General features: G+C 56.8%; 18 protein-coding genes. 10 read left to right on the top strand and 8 right to left on the bottom strand.

Features of this window, described 5'->3' with window-relative positions; translation table 11 throughout:
• Positions 1 to 408: 408 nt before the first annotated feature.
• Positions 409 to 1,395 (top strand): DUF1559 family PulG-like putative transporter, encoded by a 987-nt coding sequence (locus Pan97_RS24310; protein WP_165698955.1) that lies wholly within the window; start codon positions 409 to 411, stop codon positions 1,393 to 1,395.
• Between the two features lie 127 nt (positions 1,396 to 1,522).
• Here the strand turns inward: Pan97_RS24310 and Pan97_RS24305 are convergent, their stop codons facing one another.
• From Pan97_RS24305 to Pan97_RS24290, 4 genes are all read right to left on the bottom strand, one after another.
• Positions 1,523 to 1,996 carry a trypco2 family protein gene (locus tag Pan97_RS24305; protein ID WP_144977291.1) on the bottom strand — a complete coding sequence of 158 codons (474 nt, stop codon included), beginning with the start codon at positions 1,994 to 1,996 and terminating at the stop codon, positions 1,523 to 1,525.
• Between the two features lie 52 nt (positions 1,997 to 2,048).
• Positions 2,049 to 3,176, bottom strand: coding sequence for an ISAs1 family transposase (locus Pan97_RS24300; RefSeq protein ID WP_144970136.1), 1,128 nt, complete (start codon positions 3,174 to 3,176; stop codon positions 2,049 to 2,051).
• A gap of 72 nt (positions 3,177 to 3,248) precedes the next feature.
• Positions 3,249 to 4,421 (bottom strand): S8 family serine peptidase, encoded by a 1,173-nt coding sequence (locus Pan97_RS24295; protein WP_144977288.1) that lies wholly within the window; start codon positions 4,419 to 4,421, stop codon positions 3,249 to 3,251.
• 182 nt (positions 4,422 to 4,603) lie between these two features.
• Positions 4,604 to 5,383, bottom strand: coding sequence for an SDR family NAD(P)-dependent oxidoreductase (locus Pan97_RS24290; protein WP_144977285.1), 780 nt, complete (start codon positions 5,381 to 5,383; stop codon positions 4,604 to 4,606).
• A 173-nt stretch (positions 5,384 to 5,556) separates the two neighbouring features.
• On the opposite strand from Pan97_RS24290, the gene Pan97_RS24285 reads away from it, so the two are divergent.
• From Pan97_RS24285 to metG, 6 genes are all read left to right on the top strand, one after another.
• The gene (locus Pan97_RS24285) at positions 5,557 to 6,552 is read left to right on the top strand and encodes an NADPH:quinone reductase (protein WP_144977283.1); all 996 of its coding nucleotides are present in this window, start codon (positions 5,557 to 5,559) and stop codon (positions 6,550 to 6,552) included.
• A gap of 82 nt (positions 6,553 to 6,634) precedes the next feature.
• Positions 6,635 to 7,747, top strand: a complete 1,113-nt coding sequence (locus Pan97_RS24280; RefSeq protein ID WP_144977280.1) for an NHL domain-containing protein — start codon at positions 6,635 to 6,637, stop codon at positions 7,745 to 7,747.
• Between the two features lie 15 nt (positions 7,748 to 7,762).
• Complete coding sequence (locus tag Pan97_RS24275; RefSeq protein ID WP_144977277.1) at positions 7,763 to 8,668, top strand: sugar phosphate isomerase/epimerase family protein; 906 nt, start codon at positions 7,763 to 7,765, stop codon at positions 8,666 to 8,668.
• Positions 8,669 to 8,726: 58 nt separating this feature from the next.
• Positions 8,727 to 10,613 (top strand): sulfatase-like hydrolase/transferase, encoded by a 1,887-nt coding sequence (locus Pan97_RS24270; RefSeq protein WP_144977274.1) that lies wholly within the window; start codon positions 8,727 to 8,729, stop codon positions 10,611 to 10,613.
• A 27-nt stretch (positions 10,614 to 10,640) separates the two neighbouring features.
• Positions 10,641 to 12,080 carry a sulfatase family protein gene (locus Pan97_RS24265; protein ID WP_196782207.1) on the top strand — a complete coding sequence of 480 codons (1,440 nt, stop codon included), beginning with the start codon at positions 10,641 to 10,643 and terminating at the stop codon, positions 12,078 to 12,080.
• Positions 12,081 to 12,236: 156 nt separating this feature from the next.
• Entirely contained in the window at positions 12,237 to 14,297 is a 2,061-nt protein-coding gene (metG, locus tag Pan97_RS24260; RefSeq protein WP_144977271.1) for a methionine--tRNA ligase, read from the top strand.
• Positions 14,298 to 14,432: 135 nt separating this feature from the next.
• On the opposite strand, the gene Pan97_RS24255 is transcribed toward metG, so the two are convergent.
• Genes Pan97_RS24255 through rlmN form a run of 3 tightly spaced genes read right to left on the bottom strand, consistent with a single transcriptional unit; the run spans position 14,433 to position 16,769 of the window.
• Positions 14,433 to 14,963: a hypothetical protein gene (locus Pan97_RS24255; protein WP_144977268.1), complete on the bottom strand. Its 531-nt coding sequence runs from the start codon at positions 14,961 to 14,963 to the stop codon at positions 14,433 to 14,435.
• A gap of 33 nt (positions 14,964 to 14,996) precedes the next feature.
• Positions 14,997 to 15,662: a hypothetical protein gene (locus Pan97_RS24250; protein WP_144977265.1), complete on the bottom strand. Its 666-nt coding sequence runs from the start codon at positions 15,660 to 15,662 to the stop codon at positions 14,997 to 14,999.
• 33 nt (positions 15,663 to 15,695) lie between these two features.
• Positions 15,696 to 16,769 carry a 23S rRNA (adenine(2503)-C(2))-methyltransferase RlmN gene (rlmN, locus tag Pan97_RS24245; protein WP_165698954.1) on the bottom strand — a complete coding sequence of 358 codons (1,074 nt, stop codon included), beginning with the start codon at positions 16,767 to 16,769 and terminating at the stop codon, positions 15,696 to 15,698.
• A 184-nt stretch (positions 16,770 to 16,953) separates the two neighbouring features.
• Here rlmN and Pan97_RS24240 point away from each other — a divergent pair, with 184 nt between their 5' ends.
• From Pan97_RS24240 to Pan97_RS24230, 3 genes are all read left to right on the top strand, one after another.
• Entirely contained in the window at positions 16,954 to 17,313 is a 360-nt protein-coding gene (locus Pan97_RS24240) for a DMT family protein (RefSeq protein WP_144977259.1), read from the top strand.
• A gap of 45 nt (positions 17,314 to 17,358) precedes the next feature.
• Positions 17,359 to 18,090, top strand: a complete 732-nt coding sequence (locus Pan97_RS24235; RefSeq protein ID WP_144977256.1) for a hypothetical protein — start codon at positions 17,359 to 17,361, stop codon at positions 18,088 to 18,090.
• A 63-nt stretch (positions 18,091 to 18,153) separates the two neighbouring features.
• Complete coding sequence (locus tag Pan97_RS24230; protein ID WP_144977253.1) at positions 18,154 to 18,363, top strand: hypothetical protein; 210 nt, start codon at positions 18,154 to 18,156, stop codon at positions 18,361 to 18,363.
• Between the two features lie 8 nt (positions 18,364 to 18,371).
• On the opposite strand, the gene Pan97_RS24225 is transcribed toward Pan97_RS24230, so the two are convergent.
• On the bottom strand, positions 18,372 to 20,246 hold the full coding sequence (locus Pan97_RS24225; RefSeq protein ID WP_144977250.1) for an ABC transporter ATP-binding protein: 1,875 nt from the start codon (positions 20,244 to 20,246) through the stop codon (positions 18,372 to 18,374).
• Positions 20,247 to 20,257: the final 11 nt, after the last annotated feature.

Below are 20,257 nucleotides of genomic sequence, written 5' to 3'. Positions count from 1 at the left end.
ATTCCTGATCTCGAGAGGTTGGAAAAGAGAAGGATGATAAGACGGTCGCCGATTCTACCCACACCCGATTTGCGAATCTACGGGAATGTGATTTTTTATTAAAAAATAATTGCAATGGTAAATGTGTGGAAATGAGTCGCGGTCCTTTTTTTCCCAGGCACAGCAGTGGGAAATCGAAAGTAGGCAAAGTACTTAGCTTGCTTGTGAACGAGTTTCTCGCCTAAGAATAAGGCTCGATATTGCGAAATATCTCGCTGGGCCAATGAGAAGCTTGGCGGGTGCGTTGGGTCTCAGATTGCTTTGCTGGTGTGCAAGTTTTGGCTTTTCGAAACTAACGCCGCGAAGGGATCGCTCGTGAGAAGGATTCCCTTTATGGGATGGTGTTCTGTTCGAAAGGGAGGGGGGGTAGTGGTGGAGTTAACCCATTTTGAGAATTATGGTTTCGGTCCGGATGTCGAGATCATGAATCTGGAGATCCACCGACACTCGCTGGCATGCTTTTTCCGCTACGCCCCCAGCCACTGCGATGGCTGCAACAACGTCGACTGTATGATCCGATCCGATGCGAGACGAGCCACAGCAGCCGTGCCTTACGAACTTGAGTCGTGTGTGGGCAATCGCTACGATGCGATTTCGCTTCAAACTGTTTGGCACACTAACAGTAAAGACGATCTCATGGAAAACGAATCAAGCTCGCCCGCCAAAACCTTTCTAGGATTCCTTGCGCTCGTTGGAATCCTCATCGTTATTTTGGTGGTGGGGGGAGTCGTCTACTTGATGATCGCGTCGGAGTATGCCAAGCCGGTCGTGGTGACCAATAAGATGAAGATGATCGCGATGGCATTGCAGGAATATCATCAGGACTACGGCGCCTACCCGCCGGCCTATACGACCGACCAGGACGGCACGCCGCTGCTTTCGTGGCGCGTGCTGTTGTTGCCGTACATGTTCAGCGATCAGCTGTATCAGGAATTCGACCTCGATCAGCCATGGGATACCGAGACCAACCTGGCCGCAGCCCAGTGGATGCCGCTGGTTTACGAAAGCATTTACCTGCCGCGCGACATTCGAGAAACCCACACCCCTTTCGTCGCGTTAGCGGGACCAGACACAGTGCTCAGCACGAGCCCAACCGCGGCCGGCGAGGGCATCACCAGCGGCGGAGCCGCAATGGCGGTGATTGCGGACCATGCCAACCCGGTCTTCTGGAGCGAGCCGAACGAGATGTCGCCAGAAACCTTCGCGGCCTGGGCGACCCTCGATGATCAGCCGACCGGCGGAACCCTCGTGATCACCACCAGCCCGACGTCCGACTACCTGGACGTCGAAATGTATCACGACGATTCCCTCGCGAAGCTGAAGTCGATGATGAAGCTCTCGGGGGAAGAGCCGTAGTTCGGTTTTCGGACCTGCTGCAACAAAGTCACATCCTCAATGCCATGCTCGCAGGTCGACTTGGTTGCCACTACCAATGAAGCCCTCAAGCCTTTCGAGTCTTGCAACTAGAGAAACGCCCCAAAGTTTACTTTGGTCTAAGATGAAGTATGATTCTCTGTGATTCCGATGAAGAAGCCTTTGTTCCTAGCCCGAGGATTTTGACTTCACTTTTTTCGGTAATAACGAACGACAATTCGATCGATCCCATTTGAAATCCAAACTCTGGAGGCGTTGAGTTAGCTTCATCAACGGTAGCAAGGAGGCTTTCTAAGGAACGTGTAAGTCTATCATGGATCTTAGGTGCTAGGAGTTCGTACTCTATCTCTACAGGCACAAGACTAAGCTTGATCTTAGTGACTTGGTTTTCAGAAACGCTTGCACCTCCCCCAAATTTCACAGGCCCCCATTCGAGTTCAAAGGCGCCGCTCGGTGCATCTTTTAGAATCGAGTTGATTTCGAGTTCGACTTTATCAATGACTATGTTCCTATCAGAAAGATCTGATTGGCTATCTGATATTGCACGCTTGATTTGTTGTATTACCAATTCGATTTCTTGCATGCTAGGCAACCTTTGCATGTACAGTTGGTCCGCACGGCGATTGCACCATAACTCACCGTCCCAGCAGGACTTCCATGCGGTAGTCATCGCCCCAGCCGCATTTTAATCGTTTGTTCTTCACGCCGACCTTGGCTGTCTTGTTGTTCTTCAGCAGGCTCAGGCTCGTCCTTCGTAGCAGGCTAAAGTTGGCGTCGGCGTGCCCTTTGCGGATGCGAGATTGATCTTCACCGAACGTCACGTCCAGTTGCCAGTGCAGGCTGTTTTCAATGCCCCAATGACCGCGAACGGCCTCGGCGAAACGCTTGCCGGAAAGGTACTTGCTCAGGATATAGTATCGCACCTCGCTCGTCTCGTTCCCGCCTTGCTTCACGATATTGATCGTCATCCCGATCGCCCTCAAGTTCGACCAACGATCTCGTGTGATGATCTCGTCGTTCACAGGGCAGATATAATAGGAACGCGACTCCTCGCGACCATGCCCTTTCTCGTGCGTTTCGTGACGGTGTACTTTGGCTCGCTTGAAATTGCTTTCCTGCTGCGCGACAAAAAAATCTTCGATCGAATCGTGGAGGGTCGGCTGATTGCGCTTCACGGCCAGGCAATAATCGGCTCCCTGGTCGACGATCTTCTGAGCGATGTCCTGTTGGCAACCTTGAGCGTCAATCGTCACTAAACTGCCGGAAACCTCGACGATTTCAAGCAGTTTGGGAATGGCGGTGATCTCGTTGCTCTTCGCGTCGGTTACTACCTGGCCGAGACTCACATGATTGGCAGTCGCCCAGGCACTGACCATGTGAATGGCCGCCTTGCTGCTGGCCTTGTCGAAACTCCGCCGCAGCGTCTTGCCGTCAATCGCGATGATCTGCCCGTCGGTGATTTCGTGTAAGGCGGTGATCCAAGTCAGCAAACACTTCTCAAACTCAGCCGGATTCAGCGAAGCCAAGATCGCATTAAAGCGATCGTGCGAAGGGATGCCGGAACTCAAATCAAGGAACTTACCCAGCCACTCCTTCTTCATCTCGGCCCAGTCGGCGATAGCCACAAAATCATCCGCCCCACTCATCACCGCACACAGCGCGATGGTCACGATATTCGTTAACGGATAAGTCACCTTGCGAGTCCGCGGATCGGTCAGATCGGCAAAGCACTCTTGAAGGGAAACAGGCGAACGTGACGACATGAGAAAGGCACCTGAGAACACCGGATCAGGCCGCGACAACCTCCGTCACAAAATCGCCTGACCGCCATTGCCTCAGTGTCGCAGATAACCCATCATGGCGCAATCGCCGTGAGTTGGTCCGCGGGAAGCCATGTCTGAAAGATAGATCACAAAGCTATCGCGAAAAATCGGACCGCTGTCCTGAAAGTGGTATACGAGTTTGCCGTGGTGTTTTCGAGGAAGCAATATTTTTAATAGTTTAACAGGGGTAATATTTGTCCAAAAGTCAATTGCGACATCAAGGTCGAGATATCCCGAACCAACTTCATGGCATTTGCGGTTCTCTAATGGTATCGCCATGACATTGAGGAAGGTGCGAACGGCTTCTGGAGACGTGCTCAGTTCAATCGCTAGTTTTTCTTCCAACAAGAAAGAGAATATATCGTAGAGAGATTTGATGGTGTTGTGGTCACAGGAGACCTGATAGCTCGTATTTCCGTTTGCCATGAATGACCGAACAGTTGGGTTCCAGAGGTCTTGATATCCTGGAAATATGCCAGTATCAGCAAAACCAATTACAACAAAGCGAATTGGAGGAGCGAATATGCCTAAGACATGTGCTTGTTGTACTTCTGCCATGCAAGCAAACAAGAAACGCATCATGCTCATCGTAAAGGCGGCAATTCTGCTCATTCTTGCGCACGCTAAGCTTGTAGAGGGCCCGAATTTTCTTGCTGTTTCGGGCATGTTTGGGTGTTGATAATCCTCTGGATTGGGTACTCCATTGGTAACCAGTGTCGGGGACATTTTGTTGGCGACACCGCGACTTGAGAGGTCAAGCAGATTGCGATCGCAGTCCGTTGCTCCTACTGAGATTACCCAACGAGCACGGGCCAAACTTTGGAGCGTGTTCTCGCATGGGCCGTCGTTACCAGCGGCGGTGACTACAACTTTGTTGGATTGGTATGCGTATCGAGTTGCAATTTGTAATGGTTCGTGTTCGTTAAAATCACGAGATTTCAAGCCGAGACTAAGATTTAGGATATCAATTTCGGCTTCTGGTCCAATTAGCCAATCGATACCATGAAGAAGGTTAAGGTAGGATCGACTTCTTTCGAATCGCGTTCCCGATATCGCCCCTTCAAGTTGGGATTTGTTGCTGTTGTTTGACTTGATGAACGGAAGACTAGAAAAGGTATCGTCTGTTCCGCGAATAGAGTTAAGTTCGTCTGCATCGTCGAGATGGTAAAACGCGGTTGGAGTCATCTGGATCCTCAAGTGGCACAAGTGTAGATGTGAGCGGATCCGGCGCGTTGGTCACGAGGGGCCCAACAATCTGCCAAAGAGTTGCGTGCTAATAATATACCAAAAATTTCGATGGATATCGTCCAAAGGTGCTGTTGCGTGACTTGACTCGTGTTTTGTGTAGTCCTAGCGAATAGGCCACTTCAAGAACTCAACAGCCACCGCGAAATCTTCAACAACGTCCGCCGCGGCACCCACGGTGTGATCCAGTTGAGTAGCAACCACAGTCGCCACTCGTTGATCACGACCAGGCGTCCCTTCTTCATCGCGCGGTAGCCCAACTCGGCTACGCTGCGGGCGGTGGCCGTCGAGCCCTTTCTGAACATGCCCACGTGCTTGGCGTGGGCGCGTTGGAAGAAATCCGTTTCGACCGGGCCGGGACATAACGCGGTGACGGTGACGCCCAGTTCGGCGACTTCTTCGTTAATCGCCTGGGAGAAGCTGAGGACGTATGCTTTCGAGGCGTAGTAGACCGCCATCATGGGGCCTGGCAAGAAGCCGGCTGTGCTGCCGACGTTGAGGATGCGTCCGTGTTGCCGCTCAAGCATTCCTTGCACGAAGCGGTGGGTCATTTCGCTGAGGACGGTGACGTTCAGGTGGATCATCGCGCCGTCGGTCTTCCAGTCGTGCTGATAGAAAGGGCCATGATTGCCGAAGCCTGCGTTGTTGATCAGGAAGTCGACCTCGATGCCGGCAGCCTCGACCTGGTCGTAAACCTGGTGCACGGCCCCTGGCTCGTTCAGGTCGATGGCGATGCACAGGACGTTGACCTGGTGCTTCTCGACGATCTGCTGCTTGAGTTCTTCGAGTACTTCCCCGCGCCGCGCGATCAAGACCAGGTCCCCCCCGTGCTCGGCATGGACCCAGGCCAACTCGCGGCCGATGCCGCTGGAGGCTCCGGTGATCAGGGCAGTGTTCTTCATGGTGCGTGCTCCTCAATGGTGTGCTTGCATGCTGCTATTCTGACATACGATCGGCCAGGGAAACAATTGGAAGACTCCATTCGCGTGGACGCGGGCCTAACTTGTCTGCGATAGCAGGAGCGATAGGATGGGGGGAGAAATTACGCGGCGATCACCCCGAAGAAAGGAAACTGATGAAAGCAGCCTACATTGAACAAACGGGCCCCCCTGAAGTCATCCAGGTTGGTGAAATCCCCACGCCGGAACCGGGCGAAGGTCAGGTATTGGTGAAAGTCGTTACGGCAGCGCTCAACCCGATCGATACGTACATTCGCAACGGTGCCAACTATTGGGAACTGCCCAAGCCGTTTGTCACCGGTAGTGACTTGGCCGGCACGATCGAAAAGGTAGGCCCCGGCGCAAGTCGCTACCAGGTTGGTCAGCACGTGTGGGGAACGAACCAGGGACTGGTCGGGCGCCAGGGAACGTTCGCCGAGTACGCCGTGGTGGACGAGCACTGGTTGTATGCCACGCCTGATAATGTTTCCGACGACGCAGCCGCCGCGTGCGCGCTGACCGGCGTGACGGCCCACTTGGGGCTGGGTGCCGACAACGCGGCACTGAAGACAGGCGAAACGATCTTCGTGCATGGCGGTTCTGGGGGCGTCGGTTCGATGGTCGTGCAGATGGCCAAAGCGATGGGAGCAACCGTTCTGGCGACCGCAGGCTCCGACGAGAAAGCGGAACTGTGCAAAGAACTGGGAGCCGACTACGTCTTCAACTACAAAACACAGAACGTCGCCGAGGAAGTCCTTAAGGTTTGTCCCGCCGGGGTGAATGTGATTTGGGAAACGATCCGCGAGCCGGACTTCGATTTTCTGGTCAGTATTGCCGCCGAGCGCTGCCGCATGGTGCTGATGGCCGGCCGCGATGCCCGGCCGGAGTTTCCCGTGGGGCCGTTCTATGTGAAAGGATGCAGCCTGCACGGGTTCGTGATGTTCAAAGTGAGCCCCGAGGAAATGGATGTGTGCGGCCAACAGATCAGCCGGTGGCTCTCGGAAGGGAAGCTGAAGCCGCAGATCGGGAAGATCTTTCCCCTGGCCGAAGCAGCGGCTGCCCACAAGCTGCAGGAAGACAACACATTGCGGCAAGCAGGCACCCTGGCAGGGAAAATCCTGATCAAGCCGTGAACCGGGCATCCAGAGGAACTATAATGCGGCTCGACTCGTAACCATCGTCAAACGAATTGAATCCCTTTCGCGAGTGAGCCGCATGTTGTCCCGCCTCTGCTTACTGCTAACCCTCCTCTCGTTTTTGCCGATCTCTCGTGCTTTCGCAACCGAATTCGGCGAGATCGTCACCGTGGCCGGTACCGGCGATAAAGAGTTGGGCAAGATGGAAGGTCCGGTCGATGAAGTCAACATTGGCCAGACGTTCGGTGTTCTGATCGGTCCGGACGGTGCTCTTTACGTGACGGAAGTTGAAAACCATCGCGTGCTGCGCGTCGACCTGAAGACCAGGCAGGTCACGACCGTCGCTGGCAACGGCACCAAAGGGTATTCCGGCGATGGGGGCCCGGCGACTGAAGCCCAATTGAACGAACCGTACGAGGTGCGTTTCGCCAAAAACGGCGATATGTATTTCGTCGAGATGCAGAACCATCTCATTCGCAAGGTCGATGCGAAGACCGGAACCATCTCCACCGTCGCTGGCACCGGCAAGCCTGGCTACTCCGGCGATGGCGGCCCGGCCCTCAAGGCGCAGTTCAATCGACCGCACAGCATTGTGTTGACCGAAGATGACTCTACGCTCTACGTGGCCGACATTCAGAACCATCGAATCCGCGCCATCGATCTAAAGACCGGCGTCATTCAGTCGATCGCCGGAAATGGCGAGAAGAAGCTGCCGATCGACGGCGAGACGACCGTAGGTAAGTCGATGGTGGGACCGCGAGCACTTTACCTCGATGGCAACGACCTGTGGATCGCCTTGCGGGAAGGGCACAGTGTCTGGCGGTTGGACTTGAAGACCGGCATCGTGCATCACGTGGCATGCTCGGGCAAGCAGGGATACAGCGGCGACGGTGGCAGTGCCAAAGAGGCCACGATGAACGGCCCCAAGGGAATCGTGAAGGCACCCAACGGCAACTTGTACGTCGTCGATACCGAAAACCAAGCCATTCGTGAGATCGACGTGAAGAACGACCGCATCCGTACGGTGGCTGGTATCGGCCCGAAGGGGCGCGGTTACTCCGGCGACAATGGCCCTGCGACCAAGGCCAAGATGGATCGTCCTCATGGAATTGGCGTCGGGGCGGATAATGCTTTGTACATCGGCGACACGAACAATCACCGGGTACGCAAAGTCGTGCCTGTTACCGAATAACCGAAGGAAAGACCCATGCACGCAATGAATCGACGACAGATGCTTCAGGCTTCTTTGGCGGCTTCGGCCGCGGTGGGCCTGGGTAGTTCCCTTGCGGCTCAGCAGGCTTCACCCAGCCGCTGGAAGCTGATTACGTTTACCAAGTTCCTGCAGCCGCTGAGCTATGACGAGATGGCCGAGCGGGTCGCCGCGATCGGCTTTGAAGGCATCGAGGCCCCCATCCGCACCGGCGGCCATATCGAACCTGAGAACGTTGCGGAGGAATTGCCGAAGTTCGTCGAAGCACTCAAGAAGCAGGGGCTGACGATCGACATTCTGACGTCCAGCATTAACAGCATCGATTCCCCCAACGCGGAAGAGACGCTAAAGGTCGCCAAAGAACTGGGCATCCCGCGGTATCGCATGTCGTACTACAAGTATGACCTCAAGAAACCGGTAACCCGTCAACTGCGTGAAGCGGGTGCCCAACTGAAAGACCTGGCGGCGATGAACGAGGAGATCGGCATTCAGGCCGTCTATCAGAATCACTCCGGCAGCCACTACGTCGGTGCCCCGGTCTGGGACATCATGCAGTTGGTGCGTCAGTACGATCCGAAGGTGGTGTCGATGGCTTTCGATATCGGCCATGCCCGCGTCGAAGGAAACACATCGTGGCCTATCCAATGGAACCTCGTCCAGTCGCACCTTGGCTCGGTCTACATCAAGGATTTTAAAGGGAACGGCGGCCGGCCGGCGTGGTGCTCGGTCACTGAAGGGGAACTTCCTGGCGAGTTCTGGAAGCTGCTCAAAGCGAGCGACTACAACGGACCAATTTCGCTGCACGTCGAGTACCTGCATGGCGAAGAAGCGAAACAGGTATCCAATCATATCGCGGCGATGAAACGGGACCTGGCCTGGCTCAAGCAGAAGCTGGCGTCTTAGTCCTGCCGACGCTGTTAAATCCCCGCCTAGAAACAGCCCGCCTTTCCCGGAGAGCATTATGAAAATCTTGTCTGCGCTCGCCCTGTCGTGCATTGCTCTGGCTGGATCTGCACTGGGTGCCGATCATCGTCCCAATATCGTCTGGCTTTCGTGCGAAGACATCAGCCCGCATATCGGCTGCTTCGGTGACGCGCACGCGATCACCCCGAACATCGATCAGCTGGCCACCGAAGGCGTACGTTACACCAACACGTTTACGACCGCCGGCGTATGTGCTCCTTGCCGGAGCGGGATCATCACCGGCATGTACCAGACGTCGCTTGGTTCGCAGCATATGCGCTGCACGGCGACATTGCCTGACGAGATCAAACCGTTTCCTGTGTATATGCGTGAAGCAGGCTATTACTGCACGAACAACTCGAAGCAGGATTATCAGTTCCGCACGCCCAAGGGAACCTGGGACGACTCATCCGGGAAAGCCCATTGGCGGAACCGACCTGACAAGTCGCAGCCGTTCTTTTCGGTGTTCAACTTCACCGGTTGTCACGAGTCGGGCATTGCCTCGAAGGGTAAATATGAATCGGTCACGAAAGTGCTGACGCCTGAGCAGCGACAAGATCCCGAGAAGCTGCAGCTGCCCCCTTACTATCCCGACCCGCCGGTCGTGCGCGAGGACTGGAAACGCAACTACGAGCTGATCACGGCCATGGATCACTGGGCCGGCAACTTGATTCAGCAGTTGAAAGACGATGGGCTGTACGACGATACGATCGTCATGTTCTGGTCCGATCACGGAGTCGGCCTGCCGCGGGCCAAACGCTGGTTGTACGATTCCGGCACGCACATTCCCCTGGTCGTTCGGATTCCGGAAAAGTTTCGCGTTGACGGCCAGGGTCTGCCTGGCGAGGTGAACGACCAGCTGGTCAGTTCGATCGACTTCGGCCCGACGGTGCTGACACTGGCCGGTGCCCAGGTGCCTAAGTACATGCAAGGGCAAACGTTCCTGGGCGAAGACGTCAGGCCGCGCGACTACGTTTATGGGGCACGCGACCGCATGGACGAGCGGTACGACATCATCCGCATGGTGCGCGACAAGCGTTTCCAATACATCCGCAACTACGAGCCCCTGAAAACGTACTATCAGTACATGAATACGCCGGAGAAAGGGGCGACGATGAGCGAGCTTCGTCGTTTGCATGAAAAGGGAGAGTTGCCAGCCGAAGCGGAATACTACTTCTCGGCCACTAAGCCGGTCGAAGAACTGTACGATTGTCAGGCCGATCCGCACGAGGTACACAACCTGGCCGCCGATCCAAAGTACGCCGATGTCCTCAAACGCATGCGGGGCGCTCATCGGCAATGGGTGCTCGACACGCGTGATACGGGACTGATCCCTGAGCCGATCCTCGTGAATCGGTCGAAGCAAGTGGGAAGCGAATACGCGGTTCTCCGGCAGCCTGGCAATGACAAGTTGAACCAGCGCCTCGCCACGGTTGCCGTTCTGGCTTCCGAAGGGGAATCGGCACTCCCGAAACTGATTCAGGCCATGAAGGACGAAGACGATGCCGTGCGCTACTGGGCGGCAACCGGGATCGGCAATATTGGCGAGCCGGCTCGCGAGTATGCCGCGGGAATCGTTCAGGCAGCTTTGGCGGATGAGTCCTCCGCCGTGCGAACTGCCGCCGCCAGGGCCCTGTGTCGCATGCGAATGCCGGAGGATGCCTTGCCGGTACTAGTCAAGGAAATGACCACGGGCGGGCAGTGGGAACGCTTGCAGGCAGCGATCGTCCTGGACGAAATCGACGAGCAGGCTCGCCCCGTGCTTCAGGAGATGAAACAGGGGCTGGAGTATCAAAAGGGCTTCAATTCGGATGGCAAGTACCGCGTTCGCGTCACGAACCGGGCCTTGAATGAACTACAGGGAACCGAGAACACGGTTCCCTAAGGCTTTCACAAAAGCGAAAATAACACGATGGCATTGGTGAAACAGCTTCGCATGGTTGTGACGCTATCGCTGGTCTTGCTGCTGTTGGGCGTGCAAGAGACTTTATGGGCTCAGGATGCGCGTCCGCCCAATGTGATCGTGATCTTGTGCGACAACCTCGGCTATGGGGACGTCGGTTGCTACGGATCGAAGGTGCATCGCACACCCAGTCTCGACCAGATGGCCGCCGAAGGGATGAAGTTCACCGACCTTTATGCGGCCAGTGGCGTGTGCACGCCGTCGCGGGCAGCGCTTCTGACGGGCTGCTATCCACCGCGGGTCGATATGCACAAAAGCGACACCGGGGGAGCCGTCTTGCAGCCCGTTTCACCGAAGGGACTTTCCCCAAGCGAAATCACAATTGCCGAACTGTTAAAAACCAAGGGGTACGCCACCACGATCATCGGCAAGTGGCATCTGGGAGATCAGCTGCCGTTTCTGCCGACGCGGCAAGGGTTCGACTCGTTTTATGGCATTCCGTACAGCGACGACATGACGCCGCGAGAAGGCAAGCCGTGGCCTGATCTCCCGCTAATGCGTGATGAAGTGGTCATCGACGCTCCGGTCGATCTCAACGAGGCTACGCGGTTGTACACGCTGGAAGCGATTCGCTTCATCACCGATAACCGCAACCGCCCCTTCTTCCTTTACTTGCCCCAGGCCATGCCAGGCAGTACACGTGCTCCCTACGCCAGCGAAGCGTTTCGGGGAAAGAGCGAGAACGGACCGTGGGGAGATTCGGTCGAGGAACTCGATTGGTCGACCGGTCAGATTCTGAAGACCCTTAAGTTGCTTCAGCTTGAGGAGCGAACTCTCGTCATCTGGACGAGCGACAATGGTGCCCCGCGCCGCAGTCCCGTCCAGGGATCGAACGAGCCCCTGAAGGGCTGGGGGTACACTACCGCGGAAGGAGGCATGCGCGTTCCGACGATTGCCTGGTGGCCGGGAACGATACCTGGCGGAACCGAGTGCGCGGAGGTCGCCTCGCTGATGGATCTTTATCCGACGATCGCTCACCTGGCCGGGGCGCCGCTGCCGCACGATCGCATGATCGATGGGAAGGACATTCTGCCGCTGTTGAAAGGGACGCCGGGGGCGAAGTCGCCCCACGAGGCGTTCTACTACTATATGTTCGATCAGCTTCAGGCCGTCCGTAGCGGCGACTGGAAGTTGTATCTCCCGCTGCCAAGCGTGAAAGGAGGCTGGCAGCAAGAGAAGGAAGCCTTCGCTCGGCCACGGCTCTTCAATTTGAAAGAGGATCTGCAGGAAACCAACGACGTGGCCAAGCAGAACCCCCAGATTGTCGAGCAAATGCTGCTGCTGGCCGCGAAGATCCAGGCCGATCTTGGCGACGACGAGAACCCCGGCCCCGGTCGCCGTCCAGCGGGACATTTCGCCAGCCCAACGGCCCGCGTCTTGCCGAAATAGGCCCATTTCTCACGCGATTTCGCTGGCGAACCGCACGAAGGTGGTGGTTGTCTCTCTTGCTGGGCCGCACTCCGCGCCAACGGGATAGTGCGGTACAATGCCCCATTCTTGACGATGAAACCCCTAGCGATAGGACCTCACTGCGAGGAATCCCCCATGGCACGACGCATTTTGGTCACCTCTGCCCTGCCTTACGCGAATGGGCCGATCCATATCGGGCACCTGGTGGAATACATCCAGACCGATATCTGGGTCCGCTTTCAGAAGCTGGCAGGCAACGATTGCCGTTATTTCTGCGCCGACGATACGCACGGCACGGCGATCATGATCAGCGCTCAGAAGAATGGAGTGACCGAAGAAGAGTTCATCGCCAAGATGAGCGGAGAACATCAACAGGACTTCGCCGGGTTTGGGGTCCAGTTCGATAACTATGGCTCGACCCACAGCGACGAGAATCGCGCGCTGTGCGCCGAGTTCTGGCAGTCGCTGCGCGATGCCGATCTGGTCGTCGAGAAAGACGTGCACCAGCTGTTCGATCCCGAGAAGAAAACCTTCCTGGCCGATCGATTTGTGCGCGGTACGTGTCCGAAATGCGGGGCAGAGAACCAACCCGGCGATAACTGTTCCAAGTGTGGTGCCGCCTACACGCCAGCTGACTTGATCGACCCGAAGAGTACGCTTTCCGGCGCGACGCCAGAGCTGAAGACCGCCAAACACTTGTTCGTGCAGTTGGAGAAGCTGCATGCCTTCCTCGACGAGTGGACGCAAAGCGGGCAGCACCTGCAGGATGAAGTCGCCAACTATCTGAAGGGGCATTTCCTGCACGACGAGCTTCGCGACTGGGACATCTCGCGGCCAGGCCCTTACTTCGGTTTCGAGATCCCCGACAGCCCCGGCGACTACTGGTACGTCTGGTTCGACGCCCCAATCGGCTACATTGCCTCGACCTGGCAGTGGTGCAAGGCCAACGGCGAAGACCTGGCCAAGTGGTGGAAAAACCCCGAGACGGAAGTGCATCACTTCATTGGCAAAGACATCACGTACTTCCACACGCTCTTCTGGCCCGGCATGCTCAAGACGGCCGGTTACAATCTGCCCACCAAGGTTCACATCCACGGCTTCCTGACGGTCGACGGGAAGAAGATGTCCAAGAGCGAGGGAACGTTCGTCAAAGCGGCGACCTACCTGAAGCACCTGGACCCGTCTTACTTGCGGTACTTCTATGCTTCGAAGCTGGGCCCGAGACTGGATGACCTCGACATGAATCTCGAGGAGTTCGCCGACAAGATCAACTCCGACTTGATTGGCAAGGTCGTGAACCTGGCGTCGCGGACGGCGAAGTTTGTCGAGAAGACCGGGCTTTCGGCCGAGTACCCGGACGACGGCGGCTTGTTCCAAAAGGGGGCCGCTGCTGGCGATCAAATTGCCAAGGCGTACGAAGACTGCGACCTGAACAAGGCGATGCGGTTAATCCTGGAGTTGGCCGACGCGGCGAATCCTTACATCGAAGCGAACAAACCGTGGGAGCTACGTAAGGATCCGGCCAACGCCCAGCAGTTGCAGGACGTGTGCACGGTCGGCCTAAACTTATTCCGGCAGATCGTTGTGTACCTGTCGCCGGTGCTGCCGACGCTGGCCGAGCAAACCGGCCAGCTATTGAACGAGCCGATCACCAGTTGGGATCAGGCCAAGACGCCACTTACCGGCACCGGGGTGAACAAATTCAATCACTTGATGAAACGTGTAGAAGCAGACAAGGTGAAAGCCATGATCGACGATAGCAAGGAAGAAGCAGCCGCCGAAGCTCCGGCCGAGAATAACCAGGCCGACGAGACCGCGGCGAAGTTCAACGACAGTGCCCAGCCGATGGTCGACGAGCCGATGGCCGAAGAGTGCACGATCGACGACTTCGTGAAGGTCGACCTCCGCGTGGCCCGCGTCCTTTCGGCCGAGCAAGTGCCGGAAGCGCGCAAGCTGTTGAAGCTGACCCTGGGTCTGGGGGGCGACCATCGCAAACAGGTCTTCGCCGGCATCAAAGCCGCCTACGAACCGGAAGACCTGGTTGGCAGGTTGGTGGTGATGGTTGCGAACCTGAAGCCGCGTCAGATGAAGTTCGGCCTCAGCGAAGGCATGGTCTGCGCCAGCGGTCCTGGCGGGGAAGAAGTTTTCCTGCTCAGCCCTGATGAAGGAGCGAAGCCGGGACAGCGGATTCATTAGTTAGTTGGAAGTTTTCAGTGTTCAGTCAGAAGGCCCTCCGGCTTGTGTGTCGGATGGCCTTTTTCTGTGCTTATCCGTGAAATCCTTGGTTCATTAAGTTCCTCTCTCCGTGCCCTCTGTGGCTAATTTTGATTCTTACGAATCTCGCAGGTTGAGAATCATCTCGACCGCGTAGGGATCGAGGTTCATTTGCTGGGCGATTTCTGTCTGCGATTGACCCTGGTCGGCCAGGGCGTAGATCTCGGCGCGTTTGGTATCGTCGCACAGTAGCTCGGAGACGGCGCTGAAGTTGGGGCTTCCCTCTCCGACCAGCTCGCGGCTTTCTTGTAGCGTCCGCTCGATCGGGCGGCGCTCTTCTGGCGAGAGTGCGGAGGCTTCGATTTTCATCAGCGTCCGCTGCAGGATCAGCAGCTTGGTATCGACTTCGGCCTGAAGCTCTCGCGTCCGCTCGAGCATTTCGACCTGCCACTTGTTCAAGTCGGCCGGACCCCCGGACATGGACCACTGTTTGTTTTCAGGCCGGGGATTCGAGACGAGGTAGTTGTCCTTGCCGCGGTCCTTCTTCGCTCGCATCTGGCCGCGCCAGTTGCGGCGCATGAGGATCCAGATGAGTAAGATGATTCCTCCAAAGAACATCAAGTAAGGTAGATAGCCGTTCTCGCCCATGCTGTGCATCCCTGCCTGAGGTGTCTGGCCGTGCTACTGATCAAGAACCAGGTACTTGTCCAACAGGGCCTCGACGCCGATGCAGTACTGCGAACTACTTTCATTCTCGTCGTAGATGGGGTCCATCGCCACGGCGGACACCGATTCGCGGAGTCCCAGCAGGATCTCGCGGATATGTTCCATGTTATGCAGCGTCATCACCTCACCGGAGCCATCGTCGGTGGTCGAGTACTTCTTCGCCTTGTCTTCGTCGGTGAACAAGTTGAGTAGCGTGATGGGCTGGCCTTCTTCGTCGTTGCCTACGGTACTGGAATAGCCATCCTCCTGCTTGATGACGAATACCGGGTAATTCCAGGGGGAATTGTCGACGATCAAGAAGTCTTCCAGCAGCGTTTTGATCTTGGCGATCCACTTGGCGTTGATGTCGAACTCGATGGGCTCGGGATCGTATGCGACCTTAGTTACCGGCAATTTCAGGCTTTTGAGAAACCAGCGGAACTCGCGGTCGTTGTTCAGTTGGCGAGGTTCGCCGATGATGGCGAACTGCTGCATGAAGTTGAGTGCGACCTGCTCGGTCGAGTGCGTCGTCAGGATGTGCTGGGGCTGGTCGTCGGTGTCTTGGGGGTCGACGATCGACGTGTAACCGCCCCCATGCGCGATGAGGTAAAGCGGATACTCCCACTGAATCGTTGCGGACATTTCCGGGGCTCCTCCTGGTTTCGGATCCGTGGTTCAGGTGGCGGCTGGGTTGGCTCGCAATTGCTTGGCGATCTCGCGGTTCTCGCGCTGAATCAGCTGTCCGCACGCGGCGGCGATGTCGGCCCCCAGCGAATAGCGGATGGTGACGGGGAAACCTGCTTGTTTCAGCAGCTCTGCGAAACGGTCTCGTGCTGCTTGAGTGCTTCCCCGCAGATGATCGGCACCGTCGATCGAATTGTAAGGGATCAAGTTCACATGTGCGTGGATGTTTTTCAGGAAACCAATCAGTTTTTCGGCATCCTCCACGCGATCGGTGCGATCCTCCAGCATGAGGTATTCGATCATGACTTGCCGCCGATCGCTGAGTTGAAGCTGCAAAAGGGTCTCTTTCAAGCGGCTCAGCGAGACACTTTTGGCCAGCGGAATCAGATCTTGGCGGACGAGATCATTGGCACTATGCAAGCTAAGTGCCAGGTTGACGCTCGGGAATCGCTCGTCGAGTCGTAGCATTTCGTCGGGGATGCCCACGGTCGAAACGAGCAGACGCTGCTGCGAATAGTCGAACAGCAGGGGTGACGTCAGCGCAGTGATCACTTCGTGGAGGTTCGCCGGGTTGTGCAGCGGTTCCCCCATCCCCATGAAGACGATGTTCCGTACCCGGCGGTCTTCCTCGCGCAGCAGTTGATTGGCCTGAACGACCTGGTCGAGGATCTGGGCCGCCGAAAGATTCCGTGCTATCCCCATTTGCCCGGTGGCACAAAAGCGACAAGCGGCCGCACAGCCGATTTGGGACGAGATGCACAGCGACGTCCGTCCGGTGCCGGCCCGCAGAATGACCGACTCGATCATCAGCCCCTGGTCGGTGCGAAAGAGGAGTTTCGTGGCCCCGTCCAGCTGCGAGTCGAGTCGCTCGGCCAGCGCGAGGGGATGGGGCTCGATCTCGGATTGTAAGACAGCCGCCACACTGGGGGCTACTTCCGAGAGCGCGTCTGCGAAAGACCACCCCTGCTTCAGCCACCGCGTACGAAATTTGCGGAGGGAATGGACGGTCTGCGAGTCGTTTCCGAATCGCTCGTTCCAGGCTGTGACGTCGTACCAATGCGGCATAAAGGGTTCTCTGCAGGGTTTCGCCAGTATACCAGGGAACCCTTCCGCATAGCGATGCGTTCTGGTGGTGTGGCGGCAAAAATTAGGTCGATTCGGCATTCTTGCCCATCGTCAGGTTGTGGGGACGTCGCCATAATTCCATTTTTAAGTCAAGCAGTTGGTTCTCAAGAAAGGGCTACGATCGATGTCGACGATTCTGACGACGGCGTTTTTGCTGGCGCTGTCCAACATTTTCATGACGTTTGCCTGGTACGCTCATCTGAAGGATCTGTCGGCAAAGCCGTGGATCATCGCGGTGTTGGTCAGCTGGGGGATCGCCTTTTTCGAGTACCTGATCCAGGTACCGGCCAACCGCATTGGCTTTACCCGGATGGACCTGGGGCAACTCAAAATCCTGCAGGAAGCGATCACACTGACGGTCTTCATCCCCTTCGCGATTTACTACATGAAGCAGCCGCTGCGGCTGGATTTCCTCTGGGCCGGGCTGTGTATCTGCGGGGCGGTTTACTTTATCTTTCGGGGGAACGTTTCCGTTGCCCAATAGTCGCTGCCAATGGATCGCTGATCGATGAGCCTTCCCGAATCCATCATGAAAGCCTTTCCTGCGTCGGAAGATCGCCTATTCGAAAGCCTCCGTCCGGCTGTCGACAACGATATGTTGAAAGACATTGCCATGGCGGATAACGGTCACCAATGGGAAGAAATGTACGAACAACTGCGAATCATTCGGGATCGAGGGGAGATCCCCGACCGATTCGACTGGCAGCTGGATGAAGTCCTTTGCTTGACTCGCTGGAGTGACCCGGACAAGCCAAATCCTCCCCCTTTTCGTTCTGGGCCGATGGGACCGAAAGGGTTTGTCACGCGACTGTTCGTATGTACTGTGCTGATGCGACAAGAGCAAACGCCAAGAGAAGATTGGGATTCTAACGTTGCGATTTCGCTTGCGAGTGCCGCGAGGATCGGTCCCGATGCGGACGATGCGTTGGCACGGTTTCTCACCTATCGGCTTCGCCAGATAACCAATCCCGACGATCGGTTTTATGCACGACTGGGCATTTTGACCATCGCACTGCGTCGCGGTAATCAGGGGATCACGGAGAGTGACTTAGAAACCTTAGCAGACCAGTTACTGGATGCCGACACTGGTTCACGTGGGGCAACCTCGTTCGATCCCGAGTTCCCTCCCCCGGCAGACTTCAGTATCGAGCAAGGCTTTTGGGAGCCAACCGTCGCCCAGCTGCGCGACCACGCCCTAAGGGTGAATCCCAAGCTGGGTGAGAAGTTGCAACTATGTGCATTGTTGGTCGCTAGAGACTGATTTCGGACGCTTTACGAGGTAAGATATAGATAGATCGAACTCCATAGGAAAGTGAGGTCCACCATGAACGTCAACACGTATCACCATTGGAAGTTCACCCTGGTTGGCGGCGGGATCGCGGCTTTGGGGATCTTCATGATGTCGACGTCTTACCTGAACCTGGACGCGGCGTCGTGGATGTCGTCTGCCGGAGTCGGCACGTTGGTTCTCGGCATGGCCGTGTTCGCCTACGGTGTTTGGGCCTATCTGCGGCATCAGCCTGGGAAGAACTAGACTGGTAGCTAGACCGAAGCCACCGATTTCAGCCGGGCAGCTTTCGCCTCTTGCCGTTCGGCTTGTCGCTTGTCGATGTGCTCGAGATCGTCCCGCGGGGTGGCGTTGATGAGTTTGCGGGTATATTCCTCTTTCGGGTCGGCATAGATTGCTTCGGCGGGGCCGAACTCGACGATCTTCCCTTCGTTCATCACGGCCATCATGTCGGCCATGAATTTGACCACGCTCAGATCGTGGCTGATGAAGATGTAGGTCAGGCCCCGTTTCTCTTGCAGGTCTTTCAGCAGGTTGAGTACCTGGGCTTGGACCGAGACGTCGAGGGCCGAGACCGATTCGTCGCAGACGAGAAAGTCTGGCTCGACGGCCAGGGCCCGGGCGATGCAGATGCGCTGTCGCTGGCCGCCGGAGAACTCGTGCGGGTAGCGGCGGAGGTGATCGGGATTCATCCCCACTTCCTGCATCAGATACGCCGCGCGATCCCGCTGTTCCTTCTTCGTCTTGCCAATCTTCTGAATGACCATTGGTTCGCAGATGGCGGCCTCGATGGTCATACGCGGGTTCAAGCTGCCGTACGGATCTTGGAAGATGATCTGAATCCTCTTCCGCATCTCGCGCAGAGTGCCCCCACTCAGGTTGCGGACGTTCTTCCCTTCAAACTCAACGATACCGTCGGTTGGTTCGATCAGCCGCAGAATGGCCCGGCCGGTGGTGGTTTTGCCGCAGCCTGATTCGCCGACCAGGCCAAGCGTCTGGCCGCGATAGACATCGAAGTCAATGCCGTCGACCGCCTTCACGTGGCCGCTAACCCGCGAGAAAATACCTTTGCGTATCGGGAAGTGAACCTTCAATCCCCGCACCGAAAGCAGCGGCCGCTCGTTGTCGCCGACGGCGTTGGTATCGGCCGCGTAGGCGCCTTCTTCCCAAGGGTGTCCCATTTCCATGAGGGCCTGCTTGGGATGCAGCAGTCGCCCTCGTCCTTCGACCATAAGCTGATCGAATTTCTCCTGCGACATCTCCTTCTCGACGATCTCGACGCCGGATTCGGTCGTCTTCGATTCCATGAAGTCGCTGACGGTGGGCAGCCGGCGATACTTCGTGTCGAGACGCGGACGACAGGCCAAAAGCCCCTTGGTGTATGGGTGCTGAGGGTTCTCGAAGATCTGGCGGATGTTGCCATTCTCGACGATGTTGCCGCGGTACATGACCAGTACATGGTCGGCGATCTCCGCGATCACACCCAGGTCGTGCGTGATGAACAGAATGGACATACCGCGGCTGTCGCGCAGTTGACGGAGGATGTCGAGGATCTGGGCCTGGATGGTGACGTCCAAGGCAGTCGTCGGTTCGTCGGCGATCAGCAGCTTGGGATTGCAGCTGAGGGCCATGGCGATCATTACCCGCTGCTTCTGCCCGCCAGACATCTGGTGCGGGTAATAGTCGACGCGTTTGTGGGGATCGGGAATGCCGACCTCTTCGAACAGCTGAATCGTTCGCTCGCGGGCTTCCTTCTTGCTGAGGTCCTGATGCAGGCGAATTGCTTCCATGACCTGCGAACCGACGGTGAATACAGGGTTCAGCGACGTCATCGGTTCCTGGAAGATCATGCTGATGTCTTTGCCGCGAATCTTCCGCATCGCCGGATCCGGGAGGCGCACCAGATCGGTTCCCAGGAACGAGATCGACCCGTCCTCGATCTTCGCGCTGCGGGCCAACAGCTGCATGATCGACAGCGACGTGACCGACTTGCCGGAGCCTGATTCGCCGACGATACCCAGCGTTTCTCCTTCTTCGAGTTGAAAGGAGATGCCGTCCACGGCCTTGACGATTTCCTCGCCATGGAAGTAGGTCCGCAGGTTGTCGACTTTGAGCAGGGTTTGGGTCATGGTCGGATTGG

Source organism: Bremerella volcania (assembly GCF_007748115.1).
Lineage (GTDB): Bacteria > Planctomycetota > Planctomycetia > Pirellulales > Pirellulaceae > Bremerella > Bremerella volcania.
The sequence above is the reverse complement of the archived record's forward strand: the minus strand, read 5'-3'. Positions and strand labels throughout refer to the sequence as shown.